The sequence below is a fragment of the Bacteroides celer genome, from assembly GCF_002632415.2.
Taxonomy (GTDB): domain Bacteria; phylum Bacteroidota; class Bacteroidia; order Bacteroidales; family Bacteroidaceae; genus Bacteroides.
Window position 1 is genome coordinate 2,412,895 of sequence record NZ_CP178209.1, and the last position, 21,248, is coordinate 2,434,142.

At 40.6% G+C, this 21,248-nt stretch carries 19 protein-coding genes; 1 reads left to right on the forward strand and 18 read right to left on the reverse strand.

Going from position 1 to position 21,248, the window contains the following annotated elements; all coding sequences use genetic code 11:
* Positions 1-69: 69 nt before the first annotated feature.
* The 15 genes from CJF29_RS09455 to CJF29_RS09525 all read right to left on the reverse strand — a co-directional run bounded on the left by CJF29_RS09455 (position 70) and on the right by CJF29_RS09525 (position 18,358).
* Positions 70-2,820 carry a hypothetical protein gene (locus CJF29_RS09455; protein ID WP_413544540.1) on the reverse strand — a complete coding sequence of 917 codons (2,751 nt, stop codon included), beginning with the start codon at positions 2,818-2,820 and terminating at the stop codon, positions 70-72.
* Between the two features lie 5 nt (positions 2,821-2,825).
* Positions 2,826-6,641 (reverse strand): hypothetical protein, encoded by a 3,816-nt coding sequence (locus tag CJF29_RS09460; protein WP_413544541.1) that lies wholly within the window; start codon positions 6,639-6,641, stop codon positions 2,826-2,828.
* A 79-nt stretch (positions 6,642-6,720) separates the two neighbouring features.
* On the reverse strand, positions 6,721-7,140 hold the full coding sequence (locus tag CJF29_RS09465; RefSeq protein WP_099147186.1) for a hypothetical protein: 420 nt from the start codon (positions 7,138-7,140) through the stop codon (positions 6,721-6,723).
* Positions 7,141-7,143: 3 nt separating this feature from the next.
* Positions 7,144-11,850 carry a tape measure protein gene (locus CJF29_RS09470; protein ID WP_099147185.1) on the reverse strand — a complete coding sequence of 1,569 codons (4,707 nt, stop codon included), beginning with the start codon at positions 11,848-11,850 and terminating at the stop codon, positions 7,144-7,146.
* Positions 11,851-12,046: 196 nt separating this feature from the next.
* Positions 12,047-12,433, reverse strand: coding sequence for a hypothetical protein (locus CJF29_RS09475; RefSeq protein WP_099147183.1), 387 nt, complete (start codon positions 12,431-12,433; stop codon positions 12,047-12,049).
* A gap of 63 nt (positions 12,434-12,496) precedes the next feature.
* Positions 12,497-13,039 carry a hypothetical protein gene (locus CJF29_RS09480; protein ID WP_099147182.1) on the reverse strand — a complete coding sequence of 181 codons (543 nt, stop codon included), beginning with the start codon at positions 13,037-13,039 and terminating at the stop codon, positions 12,497-12,499.
* A gap of 7 nt (positions 13,040-13,046) precedes the next feature.
* On the reverse strand, positions 13,047-13,439 hold the full coding sequence (locus CJF29_RS09485) for a hypothetical protein (protein ID WP_099147181.1): 393 nt from the start codon (positions 13,437-13,439) through the stop codon (positions 13,047-13,049).
* Positions 13,436-13,732 (reverse strand): hypothetical protein, encoded by a 297-nt coding sequence (locus CJF29_RS09490; RefSeq protein WP_099147180.1) that lies wholly within the window; start codon positions 13,730-13,732, stop codon positions 13,436-13,438. The genes CJF29_RS09485 and CJF29_RS09490 overlap by 4 nt, the downstream gene beginning before the upstream one ends.
* The gene (locus tag CJF29_RS09495) at positions 13,720-14,052 is read right to left on the reverse strand and encodes a hypothetical protein (protein WP_099147179.1); all 333 of its coding nucleotides are present in this window, start codon (positions 14,050-14,052) and stop codon (positions 13,720-13,722) included. Before CJF29_RS09495 ends, CJF29_RS09490 begins: the two co-directional genes overlap by 13 nt.
* Positions 14,049-14,363, reverse strand: coding sequence for a DUF6706 family protein (locus CJF29_RS09500; protein ID WP_099147178.1), 315 nt, complete (start codon positions 14,361-14,363; stop codon positions 14,049-14,051). Before CJF29_RS09500 ends, CJF29_RS09495 begins: the two co-directional genes overlap by 4 nt.
* Positions 14,360-15,439, reverse strand: a complete 1,080-nt coding sequence (locus CJF29_RS09505) for a hypothetical protein (RefSeq protein ID WP_099147177.1) — start codon at positions 15,437-15,439, stop codon at positions 14,360-14,362. Before CJF29_RS09505 ends, CJF29_RS09500 begins: the two co-directional genes overlap by 4 nt.
* Positions 15,440-15,457: 18 nt before the next feature.
* The gene (locus CJF29_RS09510; RefSeq protein ID WP_099147176.1) at positions 15,458-16,054 is read right to left on the reverse strand and encodes a head fiber protein; all 597 of its coding nucleotides are present in this window, start codon (positions 16,052-16,054) and stop codon (positions 15,458-15,460) included.
* A 6-nt stretch (positions 16,055-16,060) separates the two neighbouring features.
* Complete coding sequence (locus tag CJF29_RS09515; RefSeq protein ID WP_099147175.1) at positions 16,061-16,705, reverse strand: hypothetical protein; 645 nt, start codon at positions 16,703-16,705, stop codon at positions 16,061-16,063.
* Positions 16,706-16,970: 265 nt separating this feature from the next.
* Positions 16,971-17,483, reverse strand: a complete 513-nt coding sequence (locus tag CJF29_RS09520; protein WP_099147174.1) for a class II glutamine amidotransferase — start codon at positions 17,481-17,483, stop codon at positions 16,971-16,973.
* On the reverse strand, positions 17,483-18,358 hold the full coding sequence (locus CJF29_RS09525) for an amidoligase family protein (protein WP_099147173.1): 876 nt from the start codon (positions 18,356-18,358) through the stop codon (positions 17,483-17,485). Before CJF29_RS09525 ends, CJF29_RS09520 begins: the two co-directional genes overlap by 1 nt.
* A gap of 179 nt (positions 18,359-18,537) precedes the next feature.
* Between CJF29_RS09525 and CJF29_RS09530 the strand changes: the two genes are divergently transcribed.
* On the forward strand, positions 18,538-18,771 hold the full coding sequence (locus CJF29_RS09530; protein ID WP_099147172.1) for a helix-turn-helix domain-containing protein: 234 nt from the start codon (positions 18,538-18,540) through the stop codon (positions 18,769-18,771).
* A gap of 63 nt (positions 18,772-18,834) precedes the next feature.
* Here CJF29_RS09530 and CJF29_RS09535 read toward each other — a convergent pair whose 3' ends face one another.
* From CJF29_RS09535 to CJF29_RS09545, 3 genes are all read right to left on the reverse strand, one after another.
* Positions 18,835-19,242 carry a type II toxin-antitoxin system HicB family antitoxin gene (locus CJF29_RS09535; RefSeq protein WP_099147171.1) on the reverse strand — a complete coding sequence of 136 codons (408 nt, stop codon included), beginning with the start codon at positions 19,240-19,242 and terminating at the stop codon, positions 18,835-18,837.
* Positions 19,243-19,314: 72 nt separating this feature from the next.
* Complete coding sequence (locus tag CJF29_RS09540; RefSeq protein ID WP_099147170.1) at positions 19,315-19,497, reverse strand: type II toxin-antitoxin system HicA family toxin; 183 nt, start codon at positions 19,495-19,497, stop codon at positions 19,315-19,317.
* A gap of 248 nt (positions 19,498-19,745) precedes the next feature.
* Positions 19,746-21,239: a phage portal protein gene (locus CJF29_RS09545; protein ID WP_099147169.1), complete on the reverse strand. Its 1,494-nt coding sequence runs from the start codon at positions 21,237-21,239 to the stop codon at positions 19,746-19,748.
* Between the last annotated feature and the right edge of the window lie 9 nt (positions 21,240-21,248).

Consider the following 21,248-nt stretch of genomic DNA (forward strand, 5'->3'; position numbering starts at 1 on the left):
AAGAGCCGAGACCACGCTACGCGTAAAACCTTAGAGATAGGGAGGACGAGCCTCCCTCGCATGTTCGTTTCACTCACTCACGGCTGCGCTTTCGCCACTAGCGTTTTGCGCCGTTGCACTTGACGTCCCTTCTGGTAAACGAACTTGAAAGCCGCCAGCGAAGGACGCAGCCGGAGACGAAAGCGGAGAAGACGCAAACAAATAGCGAGCGGAGCAGACGCCCCAAGTGCCGAGACCACGCACGCGATGACCTATGCGAACCTTCTTACCAATAGGAGAAACGCCTATACCATTTCCTGTATCCATATAGCAAGTATTATCGGATAATCCTCCTTTTTTGGTTGTGCCGACTCTGGTTCCTCGTATCAGATCGGTGAAATATCCGCTATTACTCATCGTATATGCGCCAGCTTGATCATAAGCAGATTCAAAATCAAAATCGCCACTTGTTTTTTCTACTGTCTTATTAAGCGTCAAATTGGGCTGATCAAGACAAATAAATACTTTAGTTAGATGTCTCCCGTCTTCTTGTATCGTAGCTACCTTTTCAATCCCTGCTCCGGCGTATTGGAAGACGTCGGCAGATACTAAGTCCATACCATAGACTGCTGAAGTTTGCAAGCTTATAGTTATATCCTTTACTACAACAGGATTTCCAGACGCGTCGAATACATTGATATTTTCCAAGGATACCACCTTCCTCAACCTGGCGTTCATTTCCCCTTCAAGAAGTGTTTTTGTGCCGGGAACATTGGAATACTGATAAGAACCTCCATTAAAAGTAAACGATGTATCAGGGTGTATGTTATTCTCTGCCGCATAAGAGAGAGCCATCTGAATTTCAAGACATTCCATACGGGGGTATTCATTAGATAGAATAGCACTCCAATTGCGTTTTGTGCCTTTATCGTCAGTGCAGAAAGGCGGTTGTTCAGATAATCTTTGGTATGTCCATGGGTCTGACTCGTTCGTTATATACCCCACATTGGTTGTTTTTGTGGCATTTTCGCTAGTTACGCTCACATTACTTGAGATTCCTCCTCCAAACTTATTTGGATCGTGTAGATATACTGTCCCGAATTTGTTCATCAGGGCATTGGTGATGTGTAAAAGATTCCAGTCCATCAGTGGAGCGAACGGAATAGTCTTTACCGGGTCAGCGTTATGGGCTATAGCGAAGTCATTTGTAGTCAATTGACTTAAAGCGGTTCTCGGATATGTCCTGTCCTGCTTATTAAACTCTGTAATTCCTAGTAATCCGTTTGAACCACCATCTCCAGCTCTGTATTTGAAATACATGGACCGGAATTTACCATTAACCACCGCTGGCAATCCCGGACAAATCAGTGTCGGGGGAATAGTCCTTGATTGTATTCCATTGTATTCGAATGGTTCTTCACCAAATAGAGCGACTACCTCGCTGCCTATCGTTACATTTTCAATCGTATGGATAGTTTGTATCCATCCGTACATGATATTATAACCTTTATCCTCTTCGGGCGAGTTTACGGTAGTGGGAGCCAGTGAGCCGTCCTCAAACCGCATCCAGTTGTTGTTTTTGAGCTTCCCGATGATTTCCACGTTTACTCCATCTTCGCATTTAACCAGATAAGCGCCCAGCTTGTCCGCAATCTGATTCACTCCAAACTGGAATGCGGGCGTAGCACCAATACCATTGTATACGCTTCCTTCAACATTCCATGAACCGATCTTGGGCATGACGGACGGTTCCAGTACTACCGGATTCGTATAGGTGATGCCCAACGCCTTGACGGTCGTTTCGATATATTCGCCATATCCGATGATGAAAGATGTACCATCGGCATTGGTCGCTTTCCATGTGATATTGTAGTACTTCTCCGGATTCTCGATCACACGTCCGCCGGCAGTGATCTCGCAGCGGGACTTGATTGCCTTGGCAGTATTGATGTCCTTCACGGTGATATACGCTCCGGCAATGGGTATTTGCCTGGCGTTCTGGAACACAGGCAAATCTACACGGACATTGTATTGCGTCAATAATGCGGCGTTGGTCGGTGACGCGGGTGCGGGATCGGCGGCTCCCTTGTAAGCGGCACGGCATTCCAGCTTCAAGTTCTTAAAACGGGAAGCATCCACGATAAGCGTGCGGGGGAAAGTACCGTCAGCATTCGGCGTAGTGACCAGCCATGTATCTGAAGTAGTAACCAGACGGGTGTATTTGCCATCTTTAACGTACCACCAATATACCGCATTATCTTCTGTCAGATCAATTTCACCTGATTTTAGCATTGCTTTTAATTGGACGTACCAATTGGCAGGATTGGTATCATCTATTTTGGTGGGGTCTACAATTACCTCTGTAGGAGAATCCGCCATTAAAGACAGCAAAGATGCCTCGTAGTAGATAGTACTTAGAAGCTGTTGTTCGATGCGTGATTCCTGACGGCCTGTTTTGGGGTTAGTGTAGAACGCTTCACCAATCAGAAGGAACGGTTCACTTACAGGAGTATTCCGTTTTACCTTTAAAACAAGGAGGCCATTAACCGTGGCTATTTCATAGTTAGGGTCGTTATCGGCTATTTTGTTAGCGGGTTTGTATTCGTTCAGATACCAGTCGATTCTATCCAGCGTTGCCGCTCCGTTGGCTATCACTCCGTCCGGATCTTGCAAGTTGACGGCAATCGTTACCATCAAAGGAAGGATAGAGGAATAAGACGGATAAAAGGCGTTGTCGTCACGGCTGTACTTCTGTTGGAAAGAGCCGTCGCCGATAATCTTCATGCCGGAACTGACGTTCAACGGCTTGACTTGAATGTTGACTATTCTTTTTTGTTGCATATTAATTAAAGATTAAATTGTAATTCTTCGGATTCCCGTAAATAGTTCTCTTCGCCTAGTGGAATAACTGCTGTTATCTTAAATGTGACGGACCGGGCATTTAACCACTGCGATCCCATATCGGAAGATATGAGGTGTATCTTGTTTTTTTTGCCATCTACAAAGGTGGGTGACCAAGCATTATCCTCTGCTGCTATTCCTGTATCTCTGTTCCATGTGATTACCGTTCCGGAAGTACTCATTACATCTTCGGTGATGTCGGTTGTACCGTGATAGAATCTGGCTTCGATTACCGTATCAATCAAACCATAGAAGAAGCTGAACCCTTTCGAGCTTTGAAAGTCTATTGAGAATTCTCCGTTACCTTCCAAGAACGCCCAATCGGTGGAGTTCCATTTAGGTTCTAGCAGTGTGCGGGACTTTAGGCATTGCCATTTTGCTCCACGCTGGTAGACGGTGCTGGTCTCATTGACACCCGTTATAGGATTCTTTGATTCGAAAAGGTATGGTTCTTCAGAGGTGGCAACCGATAAACTCCAGATTCCACGGTTGACAAACTCGTAGACAGGCTTGCCGGTTACATCTATGCGAATATCATCCTGACGGATAAGGCCACGGCAATAGACATAACTTTGTCGGTAGTTGATCGGCAGATTGTCGAACAAAGACAGACGTTTCATCTTTCCAATCAGGATAGAGTAGTTGTTCTCTTCTAAGATAGGTTTTGTTACTCCATCGAGCATGCAGATACATTTCTCATAGCTGGAGATATACCAATAACTCTGCCGGTCTTCATCCGAAGTGTTACCTCTACGGGTAATGATCATTAATGGTTCAGGTGGATAGTTCTTACCTCCCGGTACTTCTGAATCAGGATAGAGGACTGCTTCAATGTAGTTGTCTACGGTGTTGACTCCTACTACTCGCATCCATGAGGTGCGGTAGTTACCGCCTCCGGTGGCTAGGTCATTGACAGAACCGTATATGACATCGTTCCAGTCGAAGGCTGTGAAGTCCGTTGTATGTCGTTTACGCAAAGGTAGACGGTAGGTTCCGTCTCCTAATAATTCAATGCTTTCTATTACTCCAGATTCGGAGAAGGCTGTATCACTTTCTTGAGCAGATAGGCGGTTGAAAATTAACTCTAAGACGGTGAGAGAGCTGCGAAGCTCCATACTAGAAGCTTGGATTTTCCCATCTGGGAATAATCCAATGCCAGTGCCGGAGATCAGGCTGTCGATGAAGTCACCGACTTCAATACCGCCTTCTGAAATGAGACCTTTCAAAAAAGTAATGATTTCGGAGGCTGTGTCAGGGGTTGTCTTATTGAGAAATGTTGCTAGAGACTTCTTCGAAGAGAATACATTTCTGTCTGATGGCAGCGTTTTATCATTGACACCAATCACATACACACTAGTTCCTCCTCCACCTAGAGCAGAACCGGAATAGGTTTGCCCTTTGTAGGTAAGAGAATCAATCTTGCTTTCTATCTCACCGATGCGCGAATAAGCTGCAGTTTCACCAACTGTATAAACAGGATGATCGTAAGGAATATCAAGCGGCCATTCAAAACCAATTATGCGGGATTGCCGTCCTTCGGGGAAAAACGCTTTATTAATCAGGTTTACTTTAGCTCCGAATTCGTATGTCCGAATATTACCTTTATTGTAAATGAAATCAGCATCCATCTCACAATCATAGGTGGACGGGTCTATCATGGACTTCTTTACATAATCTTTTGCCTTTTTCAGTAGTGTTTGTTCGGAATCAGGCAATATCTGTTCGGAAAGATATGCCGTATCAAATCCATGAAGAATATATGTATCAGCAGGGATATCCTTTCCATTTTCTGTATGAGCAGCTTGTGGGAGTAGCACATCGTCAGGAAGTGCGCGCCCGTAATCCTCATTTCGGACGATTTCAAAGGCTGTACCGGTATTGTCGCTCTCCTTGAGAGTAAGGGCGAAATCCAGTCCGGCAAGTTTCCCAGTCTGGAAAATCAGGTGTAACTCTTCCAGAAGGAAATCTTTCGTAAAGTTCTTTAGGCTGTTATCCCTAAATGTGTAAATCGGATATTTGTTTCCTGTCTTATTCCCGTCATCATCTTCCTCTTCCTTTTCTTCATGGCTGACACTGAATATAGAGCCTGTGTATTTGGGGTATTCATCCTCAAATGTGACAATCTCTTCGATTGCTTCCTCTTCCGGCATTTCCACGTTATCCGGATCGTCGTAGTTTTCATCTCCGATGTTGATACGTTCACCGGTAGGGCTGTATCTATAAGCATCCACATAAGGTATATTTGCAGGTAACATAAGGCGTTTTTGGACTACTCCGTTAAGAGTCATTTCCTTGTCATCCTTACTGAAGTAGTTGTCAGGAACTTTGCCGCTTATGATGTTATTAATGGTGTACCGGTTACCTAAAGAGGCTGTTACACCTTCCGGTAACTGGATAACGTTTGCTGCGTCACCGGTTAAAAGGCCGGGATTGTAAACAGCGTCAAAAGTCCGTCCGACATTTGCACCGGAAAGAAATGTTATGGAAGTCGTTGCAGAAGAACCGCCATATAGGTTAATATTGTATGTTACATACGCTTGAAAAGTCGATAACAGTTCGGAAGAAGCCGGAGCTGGTACGTAAACGTATACCCTTACTTTTAAATCAGAACTGTTTTTGTCGATAACCAACGTGTCGGAAACCTGTATTTTAGCCGCAATCTCATATTGTTGATTTTGGGTTAATGAAACGGCCTGATTACCAATAACTACCTCTTTTGATTCCCCGGAAACATTATAGATATATGACGCCTTCAATATATAATCTCCTACAGGAAGGAAGGCACGGCTCCCTATTTGCGGAACGACTGTTGATATATTGATTGAAATTCCTTCCGAAACAACTTTATAAGAACCACCCTTGGCTGATGAAGCTAAAACTTTATCAAGTGTCCATTCTGTATAAGAGGGAGTAAAAGGTCCGCTGCCTTCGTTGCTACTAGCAGTATAGTCCTCCTTATACGTAACTCGTGACGGAAAGTAGTTTATTTTGAGCGGCCTTGACGTGTCGGATATATTACGTCCATTAACCTCTTTTACGTCAAAAATCAGTTCTTTCCGGTAACTGGAAGGAATGTTGCGGGTGGAACCGAAAGCGTAGATACGGGTCGCATAAGTGGTCTGGCTGTCGCTGCGTGTCATGCTGTTGACATTCACATTTTCTGTGTCAGTCAAATCACCGGCTTTGAAATCAACAGGGGAACTGTATTCACAATGTCCGAAACAGATTTTATGATTCTCTATCCACCATTCACACTCCCAAGCCTCCGCCATCTGTGTGAGAGCGTCGATCAGATTTACGTTATCGTAGGAAACGAGCTTGGAAGTGTTTTCTACTGTGCTGTCAATCTCGTATGTAAACTCTTCTTCTCTGAACTTGTATCCGAGTGCTTTCAGGTTATCCAGAAAAACATTTAAATTCGTGTCAAGGGTAGCGGTAAGATTCCATGCGGCTTCGCGTCCGGTGGTTTCCGGTGTATAGAAAAACTTCTTGTTCTTCCATTTCCAGTAATAAGCATCAAGGCGGAGTTCGTAGTCGTATGCACCTGTCGTTGTATTGTAGGTAGGCTTATATAAGTCTATAAGTTCAAATATACCCAACTCGTTATCTATTCCATCACCCAGCTTAAAATATACAGGTTCAGAAAGAGAAAACGTCAAAAGAATATAGTCCTCTTTCATTAATAGGAATTTACGTTTACTACCTTCGTTGATTGGAGTAGAAAAACGGGGATTGCCGGATATGTCTTTGATATCTACCATACCCCAAAGTACGGGGATAAAAAAAAGAGTGCCTAAAATTTGGCACTCCCATATGCAACAATAAAAGGATTGTTGTGAATTAGGTTCTGTTATCCGGATTTGGTTCGCAAAACTTCATTGAGCATTTCCCAAATGTTCTATCTAAGCTCTGCGCATAGGTGATATTCTTACCTAAATAAATCAGATGGTAAATCTCAGAACTTACTAATGGTACTTGTATATCAATTACACCTTTATACAATTCCTCAAAGAAAGCTTTCTTCTTTTCTTGATAGTCAGAGGCAGTGACTCCTTCGATAGTAAATGACAAAGTAAGTTCCCGTTCATCTACCTTTGGGGTAGTGGTTATTACTCGTTTTCCATGTTCCAAACGTGATTTATTCACAATAAACTCTTTCATAGGGACAGATGATCCAAGCGCATCAAGAAACCCTTCTCCCATTCTAATGCCCCATGTAGTAAAGGCATCCTTTCTGTTGACAATCAAGTCTCCTTTCATAAATTATAATTTTGATGTATTCTTTTTTACTTCTGCTATATCCGCTGCCATATCCTTAATAGGTTTAATAATTGCACCTGTATTCTCTCTGATTCCTTGTAATTCTAAAAAAGAATTTGCCTGAATGGTACGTATTTCATCTGCAATATTTCGAGTATCGGTATTTATCGAAAGAATAGAATCAGCTTTAACTGTTAATATATTGAGCGATTGAGATTGAAGGATATTCTGATTTTTTGTTTCTTCCCATGCGATTTGTCCAGCGGTAAATCTACCATTCAGCTCATCTATTGAATCTTGTGAAGCTGTCGCAAAATCTTTTTTAGTGGATTCTTGAGAAGAAGAGGAAGAACTGCCAATTATAGAATCAATATTTTTAGCTTCCTCTGTTGCAGACTTTATAATATCATTCCAATCTTTTCTAAGATCACTTATCTCATCTGCTGTTAAATCAAGTTTTCCGTTTTTATCACTATCGGCCAAAAGAGTATATTTCTTATAAAAATCTTGTGCTTTACCTCTCAGTTGATCTATGACAAACGACTGTAGTAAAGCATTGCGCATTATTTCCTCAAAATCTTCCCCAAAATCGGCAATTCCTCTTTTACCACTTTTCAAACCTTCAAGGATTGCTTCCTCTATATTTTCTGAGGTTGTTTGAAATAAATCTTCGTTTAATGTTTCTTCTAGTTCTTTTGCCTGATCGTTTAGCTCTACAAATTTATTGATGGCTTCTTGCATCCATTCTGGTAACTTAGACCAGATGTCAGCATTATTTTTCATCGCCCAGATAGCATCTTCAGATATCAGCTTGTTTTCTAAATCATAACCTCCATTAGCATTTATGAAATCAAAAATTTCTTTGGCGGTTTTAGCACCAAAATTTTGTTCAGTCATTTTACTCGCGAATCTTCCATTAATTAGCAATTGAGAAAGTCCAAAGGTTGTACCATCTACATCACCGACAGGCATAGACTTAACTATATCTTGATAAGCTTTTCTTCTAGATTCTTCAAGTGTGGTTAGTGATTTGCCAGCTAATTCAAAATAATCACTTGCTGTAGCCTCTTTTAGTAGTTCCAAATATCGTTCTACCTGATAATTAATGGAGTCCCAATACCCTTCTTGTCTACGTTGGTATTCAATATTTCTTGCTTGCTCTTCAGCGGTGGTATCAAAGGCGTCCATTACTGTACCAATCAGAGTGGTTATAATACCAATAATTCCACTTATTCCTTTGACAGTATCGCCAGCAGACTTTTCCCCTTTTTTGCCAAATACCTCGAAAGCTGTAATCCCATCATTTATAACATCTACTGCCTTTTGAATACCATCTCCAAGTTCATTGGAAAAAGTGTTTCCAAGAGAAGCCAATGAAGCCCCTAATGCTGATATATTATTCTTTATAGATTCGCTAGCTTGTTCTACATTACTCCAAGAAATAGAAGCACCTTGTTTATCTCCCTTTTTTACCGCCTTCTGGTACTTTTCGTATTCTTCTTTTAAGGTTTTGAAAGGATTACGCATAATAAGATTCTGACGGGCATTGTTTATTGTATCCATCATTGCTTTCATATCAGTGGCAGAAAGATTTGTTACTTTAACTAGTTGTTCAGCATCAGACAACAATTTTTCTAATGTTTCAGTAGAAAGTGCATCAATATCCCCCATTAACTGCTTCCAAATACCAGAATCTTCAATCTCGTTCTTTGAAATTTCCTGCATACCTTTCTTCCTACGCTTTGCCAATTCATCCATTACTTCTTGAATTTCCTTCTTTTCATCCTCCGTTTTGGCTTTAAGCATTCTATCTTGAAGAATCTTTTCATCTTCTTGGTATTCATTTTCTAGCTTCAAACGCTGACGATTAAAGTTCTGGTATTTGTCCAATAATTCCTTTAAATCATCTCCACGATTGTACTTAGTATTTTCAGTCTTTGTTTTTGCATCGGCTATCTTATCGAAAGAAGTAAATTGTTTCTTTACTGGTTCTGATTTGACGAACTTATCGACATCAAAGGATTTCCCTTTGTTATCAGGTTTAGCTTCAAAAGCAGACCGGGCTTTTTCTATTTCCTGTAGTTTCTTATCTTCAGCCTCACGCTTGATAGCTTCCAATTCCTTCTCATGGTTAAGCTTTCTTTGTCTAAGAACTTTTTCGCTACCTTCTTGTAAGCCGTTGATTTCGATTTGCTCCATTTCGTACTGGGAATATATTTCCATCCGTTCCTTCTCACGATTCTGTTTATCAAGAAGTAGTTTGTATTTCTCCTGCTCTTTGCGGAGTTTTTCAGCTTGGTTTTCTTCTTTTGTAAGTTTACTTCCGGTCAGACCACCAAGTTTTTTATATACCTTTTCAGCTGTTTCTTCCCGCTTTTTTGCTTCTTCATGTTGTTTTGAAGTGAACTTGGACTTATCTTTTTCTATTTCAGAGAGTTGTTTTTTGGCATCTTCCCAGTCTTTTTTTGCTTTTTCGTAATCCTCCTTATAGTTTGAAGTTTTGCGTGATTTCAACTCTGATTCAAGTACGTCTAGTCTGCTTTGCAATTCTGATTCGGTAGTTATACCTTTCAAAGAGCCAACGCCTATATTCAAAGAATACCACTTATTATTCTTTCTTGCTTGTTGAAGGCGTTTCATCTCATTCAGTTCTGATTTTATCTGAACGTCTGTATTTTTCTTTAAATCAAGCTGCCATTGTGCTAGTTCATCGGAGCGAACATCTTTCTGATACAAGTCTCTTGATGGTTTTGCGAGTTCCAATTTTCTCCTTAAAGAAGATTCTGTTTCTCCTTTGTATTTTTCAGCCAATTCGAGTTCTTCCTTAGATAGTCTTTTCTTACGATAATAAGGGTTTTCACCTAACTTCTTCCATAGTGATAACATCTTCTCATATTCTTCAATATTCGCTGTAGAATCACTAAGATTCTTTTTATTTGTCTCTACCTTATTTTTGGTAACTTCCTCATTATACTCTTTCCATAATCCGATAAGGTCTTTAATATGTCCTTTCTCATCTATGTATTTTTGAAACAGAGAAGGATACTCTTTTTTTATGGCCTCTATAGCCTTCACTCTGTTCATGGAAGAGGTGTATTCGTTTTGAATGGTTGCTATCAAGTCCTCTAACCTGGATTTATGTTCTTCTTCTTTTTGTAAAGAATCTGCTTTTTTCTTGTTGAAACGTTTTTGAGCCTTTTCCGCTTCTGTTGTAGAATCATGTAAAGCCCACATTGCAGTTGCCACACCAACGATTAAAGTTGCTGCTAAGACGTAAGGATTAACTTTCATTGCAGCATTCAAAGCTAGTTGAGCTACGGTCTGCGCTTTAGTTGCAATAGTCTGTATTCCTTTTGCTGTTGCATCAGCCTGTGCTGCTATTGCCCAACCACGAGTTAGTACAATGTTTGTGATAAGAGCAGTTTTATAAACTCCATAGGTGGCAATCATTCCTATAAGCACTTTGCCTATAGTTTCATAGTTTTCTATTAGGGAAGTAGTCAATTGAATACCAGACATAATAATACCTTCCGACTTTTGCCCCATTTCGTTAAATGCCGCATCCATAGCATCTTGCATCATAGAAAGTTGTCCATTAATAGTCTTGGACGCATTTTCGGACATTTGATAGAATTTACCTCCGGCACTCGTGGCATCTATGAATGCTTTTTGTACCATTTCGGTAGAGATAGCACCCTTTGACATTTCTTCTTTGAGTGTGGCGATTGACTTCCCAGTAGTTAGCGCAATTTGCTGCAGTGGATTGAATCCGGCATTAATCATCTGGTTCAAATCTTGTCCCATCAGTTTACCCGTTGCCGACATTTGAGAAAACGCCAAAGTTAAAGAGTTGAATTTTTGAGCTTCTCCCATAGAAACATCACCGATGGCGGAGATGAAACGAGGAACCTTTTCCGCTTCGATATTGAACCCTAGCATCATCTGTGTAGCCGCAGTTACATCGGAAAACTCAAGTGGGGAAATCTTTGCATATTCGCGTACTTGTTTCATTAAAGCATCCGCTTTTTCTTTGCTGCCTAATAGGGTCTGAATAGCAGTATCAGCAGCCTGAAACTCACCACGTACACGGATGATTTCAGAGCCGAGCTGCTTTAGTGCTGCTACACCACCAATAACAGCCAATGTCCTTTTCCATGAAATAGCCATACCGTCATTAGTTTCAACAACTTGTTTCCCGTCATTCTTATAAAGTGCATATTCATCCCGAAGTTTCTTAACCGACAGACGCGCGTTTGCCTGTTCTTGTGTAAGACCAAATAAAGCCGCTTTCTCTTCATCAAGTGCTTTCTTGGCGGAAGCATATTCGGATAATTTGCTATTGGCAGACAATGGATTATTCTTCAAAGCAGAGCGATAGGCTTCTCCTAATCGTTTCACATCAGCTTCCACATCCTTTACTACAGCCTTTTGCGTAATTATTTTTTCAATAAAACCATTAACAGATTGAGAAGCAGTAAAGATTTTCTTCTTGAAATCTCCTTCCATGACAGCCCCCGCCTTGGCTGCATTAGTTACCAACTCATCCATTCGTTGAGTGGATGCCGCAAGTTGAGTGTTTAGAGTCTTGAAAGCAGCGGGTGACTGCGTACTATCCATGCTCTTCAACTCCTGCTTTAATTTCGAAATCTCATTACGAAGTTTTACAACTTCTTCCCAGTCACTACCTACTTTGAAATATAATTTAGCCATGCTTATTTCTTTTTTCTTCGATTTGCCAATTCTTTACCACTTATTTTATTCACCTTCTGACCACTATATACTGCATGAAGCTTATCACGCTGCATCATTAATAGGTTCCTGTATGGAATAACTTCAAACACTTCTGTAAATGACAGATGAAGCGTATCAATTAGATGAGCTATCTGCCCGAAGAACGTTGTGTTTCCTACTGTTTCGGTCTTGCTGCCAGCATCGACACGTTCTTCATCGAGCTGACACACTGAAAAGCCGAAATATCCATCATAGAGAAACAGACTTCCAATGCCTCTTTTATTTCTTCAAAGGTTCCGTTCTCCAAAGCATTTACCAAGTCCCCACTACCACAAATAAAACAAGAAATACCTTTCAGCATATCTTCGGTAGCTTCGGGAAGTTCGTTGATAGCCTCAAGTATATTATCTCCCGTCATACCAATATTAGAGAAGTGACGTATAGCACGGCAAATAATCTTGATAGTAGGTGGTTTAATAGTATAAACAATGCCTCCTATCTCTACATTCTTGAAATCCATGCCTAACAATGCATCAGATACGATTTTTGCTGCTTGATTCATAACATTAAATTAAAAAGGCGGTGAGCAACCACCCACCGCCATACCTGAAACAATCTTATTACCTTAACCTTCTGGAATGACCACTTCCGATTCGTCAAACCACTTTTCGGAAGCCAATCCATCTACACCTGTAGCAAGGGGAACGGCTGAAACAGCCAACCCGACAGCTTTATCTGTATTGGAACCACGGGCATTGATAGCCGCTTTCGGGAACACCACATAAACTCCGTCTTTAGTTTTACCAATCACACATTTATGAATAGGCTTATACTTGCCTCTTTCCCAATTCTTTTCTGTGGCTTTACCACCTTGCAAATCAGCCTTTGTAGCATAATCATACTCACCAATGGTAAAGTTGATTTTCACCTCACCTGGTTCGGACGTTTCCCGGTAGTACTCACCCGTCAAAGCGTTTTTGTAACGAGTTACACTCGCCTCCGCTTCTTCGTACTGATACGTGTCACCGTGTACGTTCTTGACCCGCTTCGTTGCTGCATTTTTCAAGATAGCAGCAACCTCCGCACCAGTCAATCCAGTTGCTGCGGCTGCAACCGTCGTTATAGGTTCCGCATAATACAGTTCGTCAATTTCTACTGCTGTAATCATAACTTTATTATTTTACATTCAATACTTCAAACAAAATTCTCACATTCACATAATGACACTTCAAAGCTGTGTCCGCTTCTGTACCAATAGATTCGATTGAGTAATGATAACGAGTGCCGTCATAAGTACTTACCACATCATCAAACAGTTTGTTTGCTTCTCTTTCGAGTTCGTTCAAGCGGATGGAGTAAGCTGAATTATGCTCTAAGTCGGGCACACAAAGATTGATTTCAGCGAAAGACTTTTTCCAATAAGTACCTGGCTGCTGTTTCTTTGCATGGATGACAATCCTTTCAGACTTTAATTCACCCGTCAGAGTTTCACCATTAGGCACTATGTCTATTCCGAAAGCCTTGCAGTCCCGATAGAGAATGTTTCCTATGTCGGTAGTTACTATCATTCAATTTCTTCTTTTAATCGTTTCTCCGCATATAAAGCGGCACCACTTAAAACATCAAATTTAGATTCTACGAATGAGGCGTATTCTGCTTCGTTTTTCAGAGTTAAGCCACTCTTATCGACATCGTAATCATTGGATGTTCTCAAAGTCAGTGTGTGGTCTTGATAATTGCCATGTTCCTCTGCATACTTCACGGCTTCATCACCAACATCAATCATTTTCTTCTCGACTTCCCATTCTCCGTCTTGAAAGAACTTATCCACATCCGAAAAGTCTGCATCTACTCCAACCATATCACTCTGTAAGGAAAATAGTTTGTTTCCAATGGGCTTTTGGCAATACCTTTACCTCTCACACTACCATCAGGATTCAAGCACCGAATTTCTGCACCAGTAGATACGGTTTTAGGTGATTTATCAAACACCACTTTGTATTTGAAATCATATACACCACCATTGACAGATACTTTCTTTTCAGCACTTATGTCATCACAACGGCACTTACATACATCCTGCCATGATTCGCCACCAGTACCGGGAATGGGTCTGCCAAACTCATCTTTATCCAATGGCTTGATAACCTTAACCTGCAATATGTGTGGGGCAAAAATCATGAAAAGGTGCATTTTGGTTTGTTAGACAATTCATCTTTCAATCCGTACTGCTTACAGAGGAAAGAATAATACTGCTTGATTCCATCAATGTTCCAAGACATTGAAAATCCGCTTTCGCCGATAGAGGTAGCACGAAGTAATAGAGAGGGGATGAACTTCGCAATTGCCACCGACACAAGACCATAACAATCCTCGCCCATCTCATCCTCTCCGCCTACCTTCGAGTTCAGACACATATCCCAAAGGTCAGCCTCTGATAAGTTAATGCCAAAGGTCTGAAACTTCTGTTCTATGTAATCTCTTACTGTCATGCGTTCATCGTTGTAAGGTCGAAGTTCACAATCTTATTCGGAGCGATAAACTCAGGAACCCACTCTGCCGTGTATTCCATATATCTACCTTCTTCGTCACGATAGTTACAAACAGACATCTGACCTTCTGATGTACTATATGAACGTCCCGGAACCGGATCGGTCATAACATACGGTCTGTGATGGCGCATACGCATAACGTTGTCGCTCTGCAACAAGGTGATGCGGTTGTCAGCGTAAATCTGAACATTCTCCCCATTTTGTTTTTCTACGTAATCTTCCTTGATTTCAATTGCCGGAAGTCCGATGCCTGTAAATACGCTTGATGCCATTTGGTCGGTCACCAATCCTGCGTTTACCATGAACTCACGTTCACCAAGAATCATCTTGAACTTATCCCCGAACTCGGAAGCACCAACGATGTTCTTCATGAATGTGCCACGAGACATAATCATTTTAGAGAACACTCCGTACTTAGCTTTCAGCTTCTGAATCTCCTGCTGTAAGTAAGAGATGAACTTATCCTTTTCAGATGTTCCAGGAGTAAGGAAATGGAACGGAAGGTCAATGTCAAGCAACGAGATATTTTCTTTGTTGTCTGCCAGGTGAACCTCTGTCTTTCCGGTCATTAACAATTCAGGAACAACGATATCCATCCGTTTGTGTGGAGCAAGCAAGATTTGACGATAATCATCTACGATGAAGTCGATAATCTCCTGCAAGATAGTGCGCTGGTCTGCTGTGTTCGCGGCATTGAACTTGTCGATGATGTCCTGTAACTGCGACAGGCGATCAATATCCATCTGATAACGGTCACCCAAATATGCAATTTCGGTATAACCACTTCCGAGTGAACGTCTTTCACGGATAGGTTTCTGGTCGTTTTTGCCAATGATAGTACCTGCAACTACTCCCGTGACTGTCCCCAAGTAGGTCTTAAACACACGCTGTTTCGTTTCCATGAATCCACCGTATTGCCTCCAATAGATTGTATCCAGTCTCAACTGAAGGACACGGTCAATAATAGACTGAACGATATTGGGGTCTGTAAATAATGTTTGTATAGTCAAATTCATAACTCTACTTTTTAAAGATTAATAATCGAACTGGAAGCGGCTGGTTAAACCAACTTTATCCAATTCATGAATCGGGAGAACCAACTTACTTTCTTTCACCTCATATGCCTGCATCAGAAGGGTAGGTAAAACTGCTCCCTCTTCTACTTTCGTCTCCGCATAGATTACGAAATTGGCTGTGTGCTTCTTTACTGTTCCACCCACTGCTGTCGACTCAAACAGAACGGAATCTTTGGGAATGTCCTCCCCAAATGCCGCTTTGATAGTCAATACATCATACTCTTTATTGGACTTGTCAATAGAGACTACTTCTGCGCCTTTCTTTGAACTTCCAACAAACATACCCTGATAAGCCAGAGAGCCTTTAGCTACCTTGATGGTGAGATTAGTCTCTCCAGTGGTGTAAGCCTCAATCACTTTTACGTTGCGAACCGGAACGAGCGTACGCTTCACCATGTCCGCTTTAACGGGCGTAAAAACGGGTAAAAATGAGCCAATCACGAGGTTGGTGATATCCAACTTCCACGGGCCGCTTTTTCTAACACCTGTTTCTACACGGTAAAACTCTTCCGGTTTGTATTCCGGTGTCAAGTTATACTTTGTACCTGCTGCCATTTTAATTTACTTTTTAGATTCAACAATAGTTTTTGTCCCCTCGGAAATCATTTTAGCGATAGATTCAGATTCTTTCTCAATCTTCGATTCTGCTGATTCGGGAGGTATAACGCCATTGAAACCGTCATTGGCAAAGTCTTGCTTTAAGTCCTTGAAATAAACATCCAAGTCCTCATCTTCTTTGATGGCGCATCTCTTAGCGTAATTTTCGGGAATACCATACTCCTTAGCCTTAGCGAATATCCGCTCTTGACGGGTAGCCTGCGACTTCTCTGTTTCAAACTGCGTGAGTTTGTCGGAGAGAGGTTTCATTGCTGCACTTACCGCATCGGCGATAATGGCTGCCATGTCGGGTTGTTCCGTTGGCTGAATAGTCGGTTGTTGGGTAGTGGTAGTCTCGACTGGCTTACCGTCCTTCAGGTTGTGCTTCTTCTCATAGTTTGTCACTGCGGAAGAAACTGCACCATTAGCCCGGAAATCACCATAATTAGTAACTACGTCCGCAAAGCTGATACCCTCCACGATGGAGTTTACCTTTGTCTCGTCCGTTACACCCTCTGCCTTTTTAGAGGCAATTCGGGTTAAAGTAGCAGCATCCACACCCGGGAATTTCGTTTGCAGTCCTGCTGAGATTTGTTCTAAAATTGTCATACCGTATGAATTAAAATTTGAAATTCAATTTGTGAGAGTAAAAATACCACCAATACAGATGATTAGTAAATATTTAGACTCTCCATTCACAACAACAGGACCATTGTTGTGAATTTGGTCTAAAAGTAGTCTGTAGGTAAATGAAAGAGAAATAATTAAATAGTCAGAATAGTCAGAAAAACACATTACTCATCAATGTGATAAAATAAAGACAGAAAAGCTCTAAAACCGAAGCAATAGAGCCTAAAACACAAAGAATAGTCGATTACAGAAAACGCAAATTTGAGAAGTAAAGACTATCACGAAAAATAAAATCACCAAATAATCTCACTTCTTCGCCTTGCATGAAAGCAAACTTAGAATATCCTATAACATTATCCACCTCCATGCCTAGTTCGTCAGAATGTAGCCCATATTTTTTGACAGTAGGCTGCAAAAAGCATTCAAAAGCGCATTCTGAATCTGTTTTATCCTGATATGGTCGAATGCCATACAGTATGCCATTGTGCATGAAATGAGTGTTTGTTTCAGAATCATAGAACGGGTGGCAATTGGATTGCTTTATGCTGCCATGAGTAGCCAACCTAAAATGAATAAGCAAAGGTTCTTCTTTGGGTACTCTTTTTAATGCTTTCAAAAAAGAGATGAAAGAAAGACCTTTATAGCTTACTGTAGGCGAACAAAAACCACACCCGTGAGGGTTTTTACTTTTCGCTCTATAAAGTAGTTCAAACGAGGGTATATCTACCCCCGCAGGCTTGTAAATGATTACACACATTATGATAATTGATTTTTTCTATCTGTGAAGTATGTCTTTTCTATCACAGTCAAGAATGGTATTTCGTCAATAGAATTACATTCTTGAATATCTGAATCAAAAGAAAATTGAATGAGTTTTCTTAAGAAGTTTATCCAGTTCAGAATCTTTATGTAGTCTGTTGTGCCACTGTGTTGGCGAAATTCAATCGTTTTGTGACGTAGGTAGCTTTCAGCGTTCACTTTAAAATAACGACTACCTAAACAGCGAATGACGTCTTCTTTCGTTTCGCAATAATCGAAAGACTTGTTTACGAATGATCTACAGAACTGATTGTTGTTTTCACGTCTTGATACTGGCAAGAATGAATCAATTACGTTTTCAAGTTTAGCGTAGTTCTTGAATATATTCACAAAGTGAGCATCTGATATTGAACTTGCATCAAAATGAACATGAAGACCTGTTGTTTTATTTACTTTCGCATCTATAGCGTTGAGTGAATCGCAAACTGCTTTCAAGCTATTTTCACCTTGTTTACCTTTGAGAATAGGACTTACTATCTCGTTTGCATCGTTACCTTGAATAGAACAATCTGAAACTATCTTATAAAATTCTTTAGAATCAGCATGATTATATCCCTGTGATTGAATGAGAATGTTTCTTTGTTCAACCTCTCTAATTATTCTATCTCTAATTACATTATAGCATTCAATCTCAACGCCAAAGGTTAATGTATTAGCATTGAATTTTGCCGTTTTAGACACTTTAGGCATAGAACCTAACAAAAGGTTCACTTCATACTTTGTTAAACCTAATTTGATAAGAGATACGCTCTTTGCTTGTTTGCTACCTGTACCTTTGATAACTGCATCTACTTGCTCTTTGATTGACTTCATTATTATAAGTATTATGTATTATATTATATTTTCACACTGCAATATATGTTTTTAGTATATATTTAGTGTAAAGTATAATGTTAATAATATATAATACAGTATATGTTTAAAAGTTGTTTATATGCACATAGTATATAAACAAGTATCTTTGTGGCAGGAACATCAAAATATTATAGTATATGTTACGAGTGAAAGAAGTATGCAAGGAGAAAGGGATTACTATTACTGAACTTGCAGAGAAGATGGGAATGGCACAAGGGAATCTCTCTAAGATGCTGAACGGGAATCCAACAGTTGAAACACTTTATAAGGTTTCCGAGATTCTTGGTGTGAATACCGGTGATTTGTTTGAGAAGGAAATAGGGCTTACTTGCCCGAAGTGTGGTACAAGACTTAAATTAGTTGAGGAATAAAAAAATAAAAAGCCGTGAACTTTTGGGAACACGGCTTTCATTTTGAATTTAAAAGCTTTGAATTTATAAAGTAGCAGATTGTAATTCTGCTCCGATATTCTTTATAGTATCGAGAATCTTCTTTGTGGTTGATTCTCCAGCGAATGCCAATCCGTTTTTGTACTGGCGCATCTTTGATTCGTTTATTCCCGCCTTCTTGGCAAACTGGCTTACATTAATCCAGTCAAAATAATTAAAGAATGACTGGAGGTCATACTTGAATGTTACATCAATTGCTTCAACTCCACTAGGAAGAACTTTACCTTCTTCGGCTATCATCTCCTTTGCTTCTTTAATACTTTCAAAGAAGTCAGCCTTCGCCTCTTCCACGCTTGAACCATATCCACCCAATCCATGATTAAGTAACATATCATCCGAATAGATGGAGTATAAACCATCTGCTCCCTTTTCAACAATAGCAAGTATCTTCATAACTCTTTGTTTTTTATTTGAAATTTAAAAGCTCTGAAATATGGGTTCTCATAGGGTAGTGAGTGGCAGGGATTAAATCCCCGCCTTCTCTTTAATGCTTTTCAGCGTGCCATCTCTCAACTCTTGACTACCATGTCTTGATACCGGAAAAGTCTGTTTGGTTATCGGACTATACCAAATATCATGATTAGCACCATGACGATGAATAAAACAGCCAGCCTTCGTTAGCGCCCTCACTAACTCTGATACTTTCATAATTTCAATGAGCTTTTAAATTCAACACAAAGATAACGTTTTTGTTACTATCATGCAAGCGTATTGCATATAAAGATAACGTTTTTGTTACTTTTAACAAAGTGGTAGCGGAAATCCTATCGAATCACCGCTATCCCAAAGGAGAGCTTAACAGCCCTTACCCTTTTTCTTTGAACCTTTTTTCTTTCCCATGATTAAAATGTTCTATTTTTCATGTGCTAAAATTATAATCCTCGTGATTTTGCTGACTACGAAGCATTTTTCTGTCCTATTTCTCCTGTTTTAGTATTTTTAGTTGCCTGTTCTTCCTCGATTTCTTTCAACTCTTCATCAATTCTATCCGCATTCCCGGCGAACATAATCCCTTCACGCCTGGACCATACTCCACCACTGACAGCAGAAACAGCAGTATTTACCTTGTCATCTTCTGAATCAATCATATATGGAACCAGTTCTGTTTCAATGTCGATGGTTTGGGATGCCTTACTAAACTCGGATGGATTGATAGCCCCTAAAGCGGAAACAATGAAATTTACACGTCTTTGCATGAACTCACCTATTACCTCAGCATGATTTTCGACTGCCATGTGCGCTCCCATGAACATAAAACGGAAAGCTGTACCGGAAGCCTTACCTACACCTTTCAATGTCTCGAAAGAAATGCGTGGAGTGTTTGACATATCATATGCCATGTTGGTAAGGGTTTCGGCTTCGAATTTAATCGTGTCTGGAACTTGGTCCCATGTCAGATACCGTGCACCTGCTCCTTCTCCTTCTAGTTTTACTGTTCTATCTTTTGTCTTGCCTGTGAATCCGATTACCTCACCAATCAACTCCAGAATGGGAAAGAAATGATAATCTATACAATCGGCATAGTTAGAAAGAAGTTTCTCCAACCTTACCCGAAAGGTATTAATCTTCTTACAGTATGCTTCGGGGCGATAAGCGTAATCTACAGGAAGCTTTGGAAATCCATGAGCGAAAGTTGTTCTTTCCTCATAACCCTTGGATAAATCCCACTGGTAAACCATCTTATCCGTAATAGTCATAAAGCAGATAATTTCCGAATCATCCATGAGCCTTTTCTTGTACTCACGGGAGAAAGCTATCATCTTACCTTCATCGTTGAAAAACGGATAAAGTTTATCTCCTCGGAAGGGCGACCAGATAACCGATTTAAGCTTCTTGGTAGGCTTTACCTTTCCACCGAAGGAAGTCTTCACTTTCTTCCAGAACTTAGCCCAGAATGAATCGTCGTCGGTTACATACCAGTATTCAGCCACTTCCTGCTCGGAAAGCCATGAACGAACAATCTTTTTGTTCTGATACTTGATTTTGTTAGACTTGAATACAGCCTTAACCGCATCAAGTAGCTTCTTTTCGTCATCATCGGATGGAGTACAATCCATTGAAGGTTCAGTGCCAACAGTAAAAGCTGTCTGGATGTTCACGATATCCTGCTCCAAAGGAATGGAGATGCGGTTTACCGGCTCGGTCTTGTACTTCGCTTCAACTTCGTATGTCTTACCCGTCTTTTCATCGAAAACCTTTTCGGCTTCCTTTTCAAGAACCCTTCTATCCGGGTACTTCTCCTTATCCGTCATTATCTCATGACGTTCTGGATTCCAATCATCCCAAAGCTTGCAACGGTCGGGAAGTTCTGTCTTACGGCCTTTCTTCAGGTAGGTGATTTTCTGCCCTATATCAGGGAGTGCTAATATTTCTTCGAGTGTTAATGGCATAATCTATAA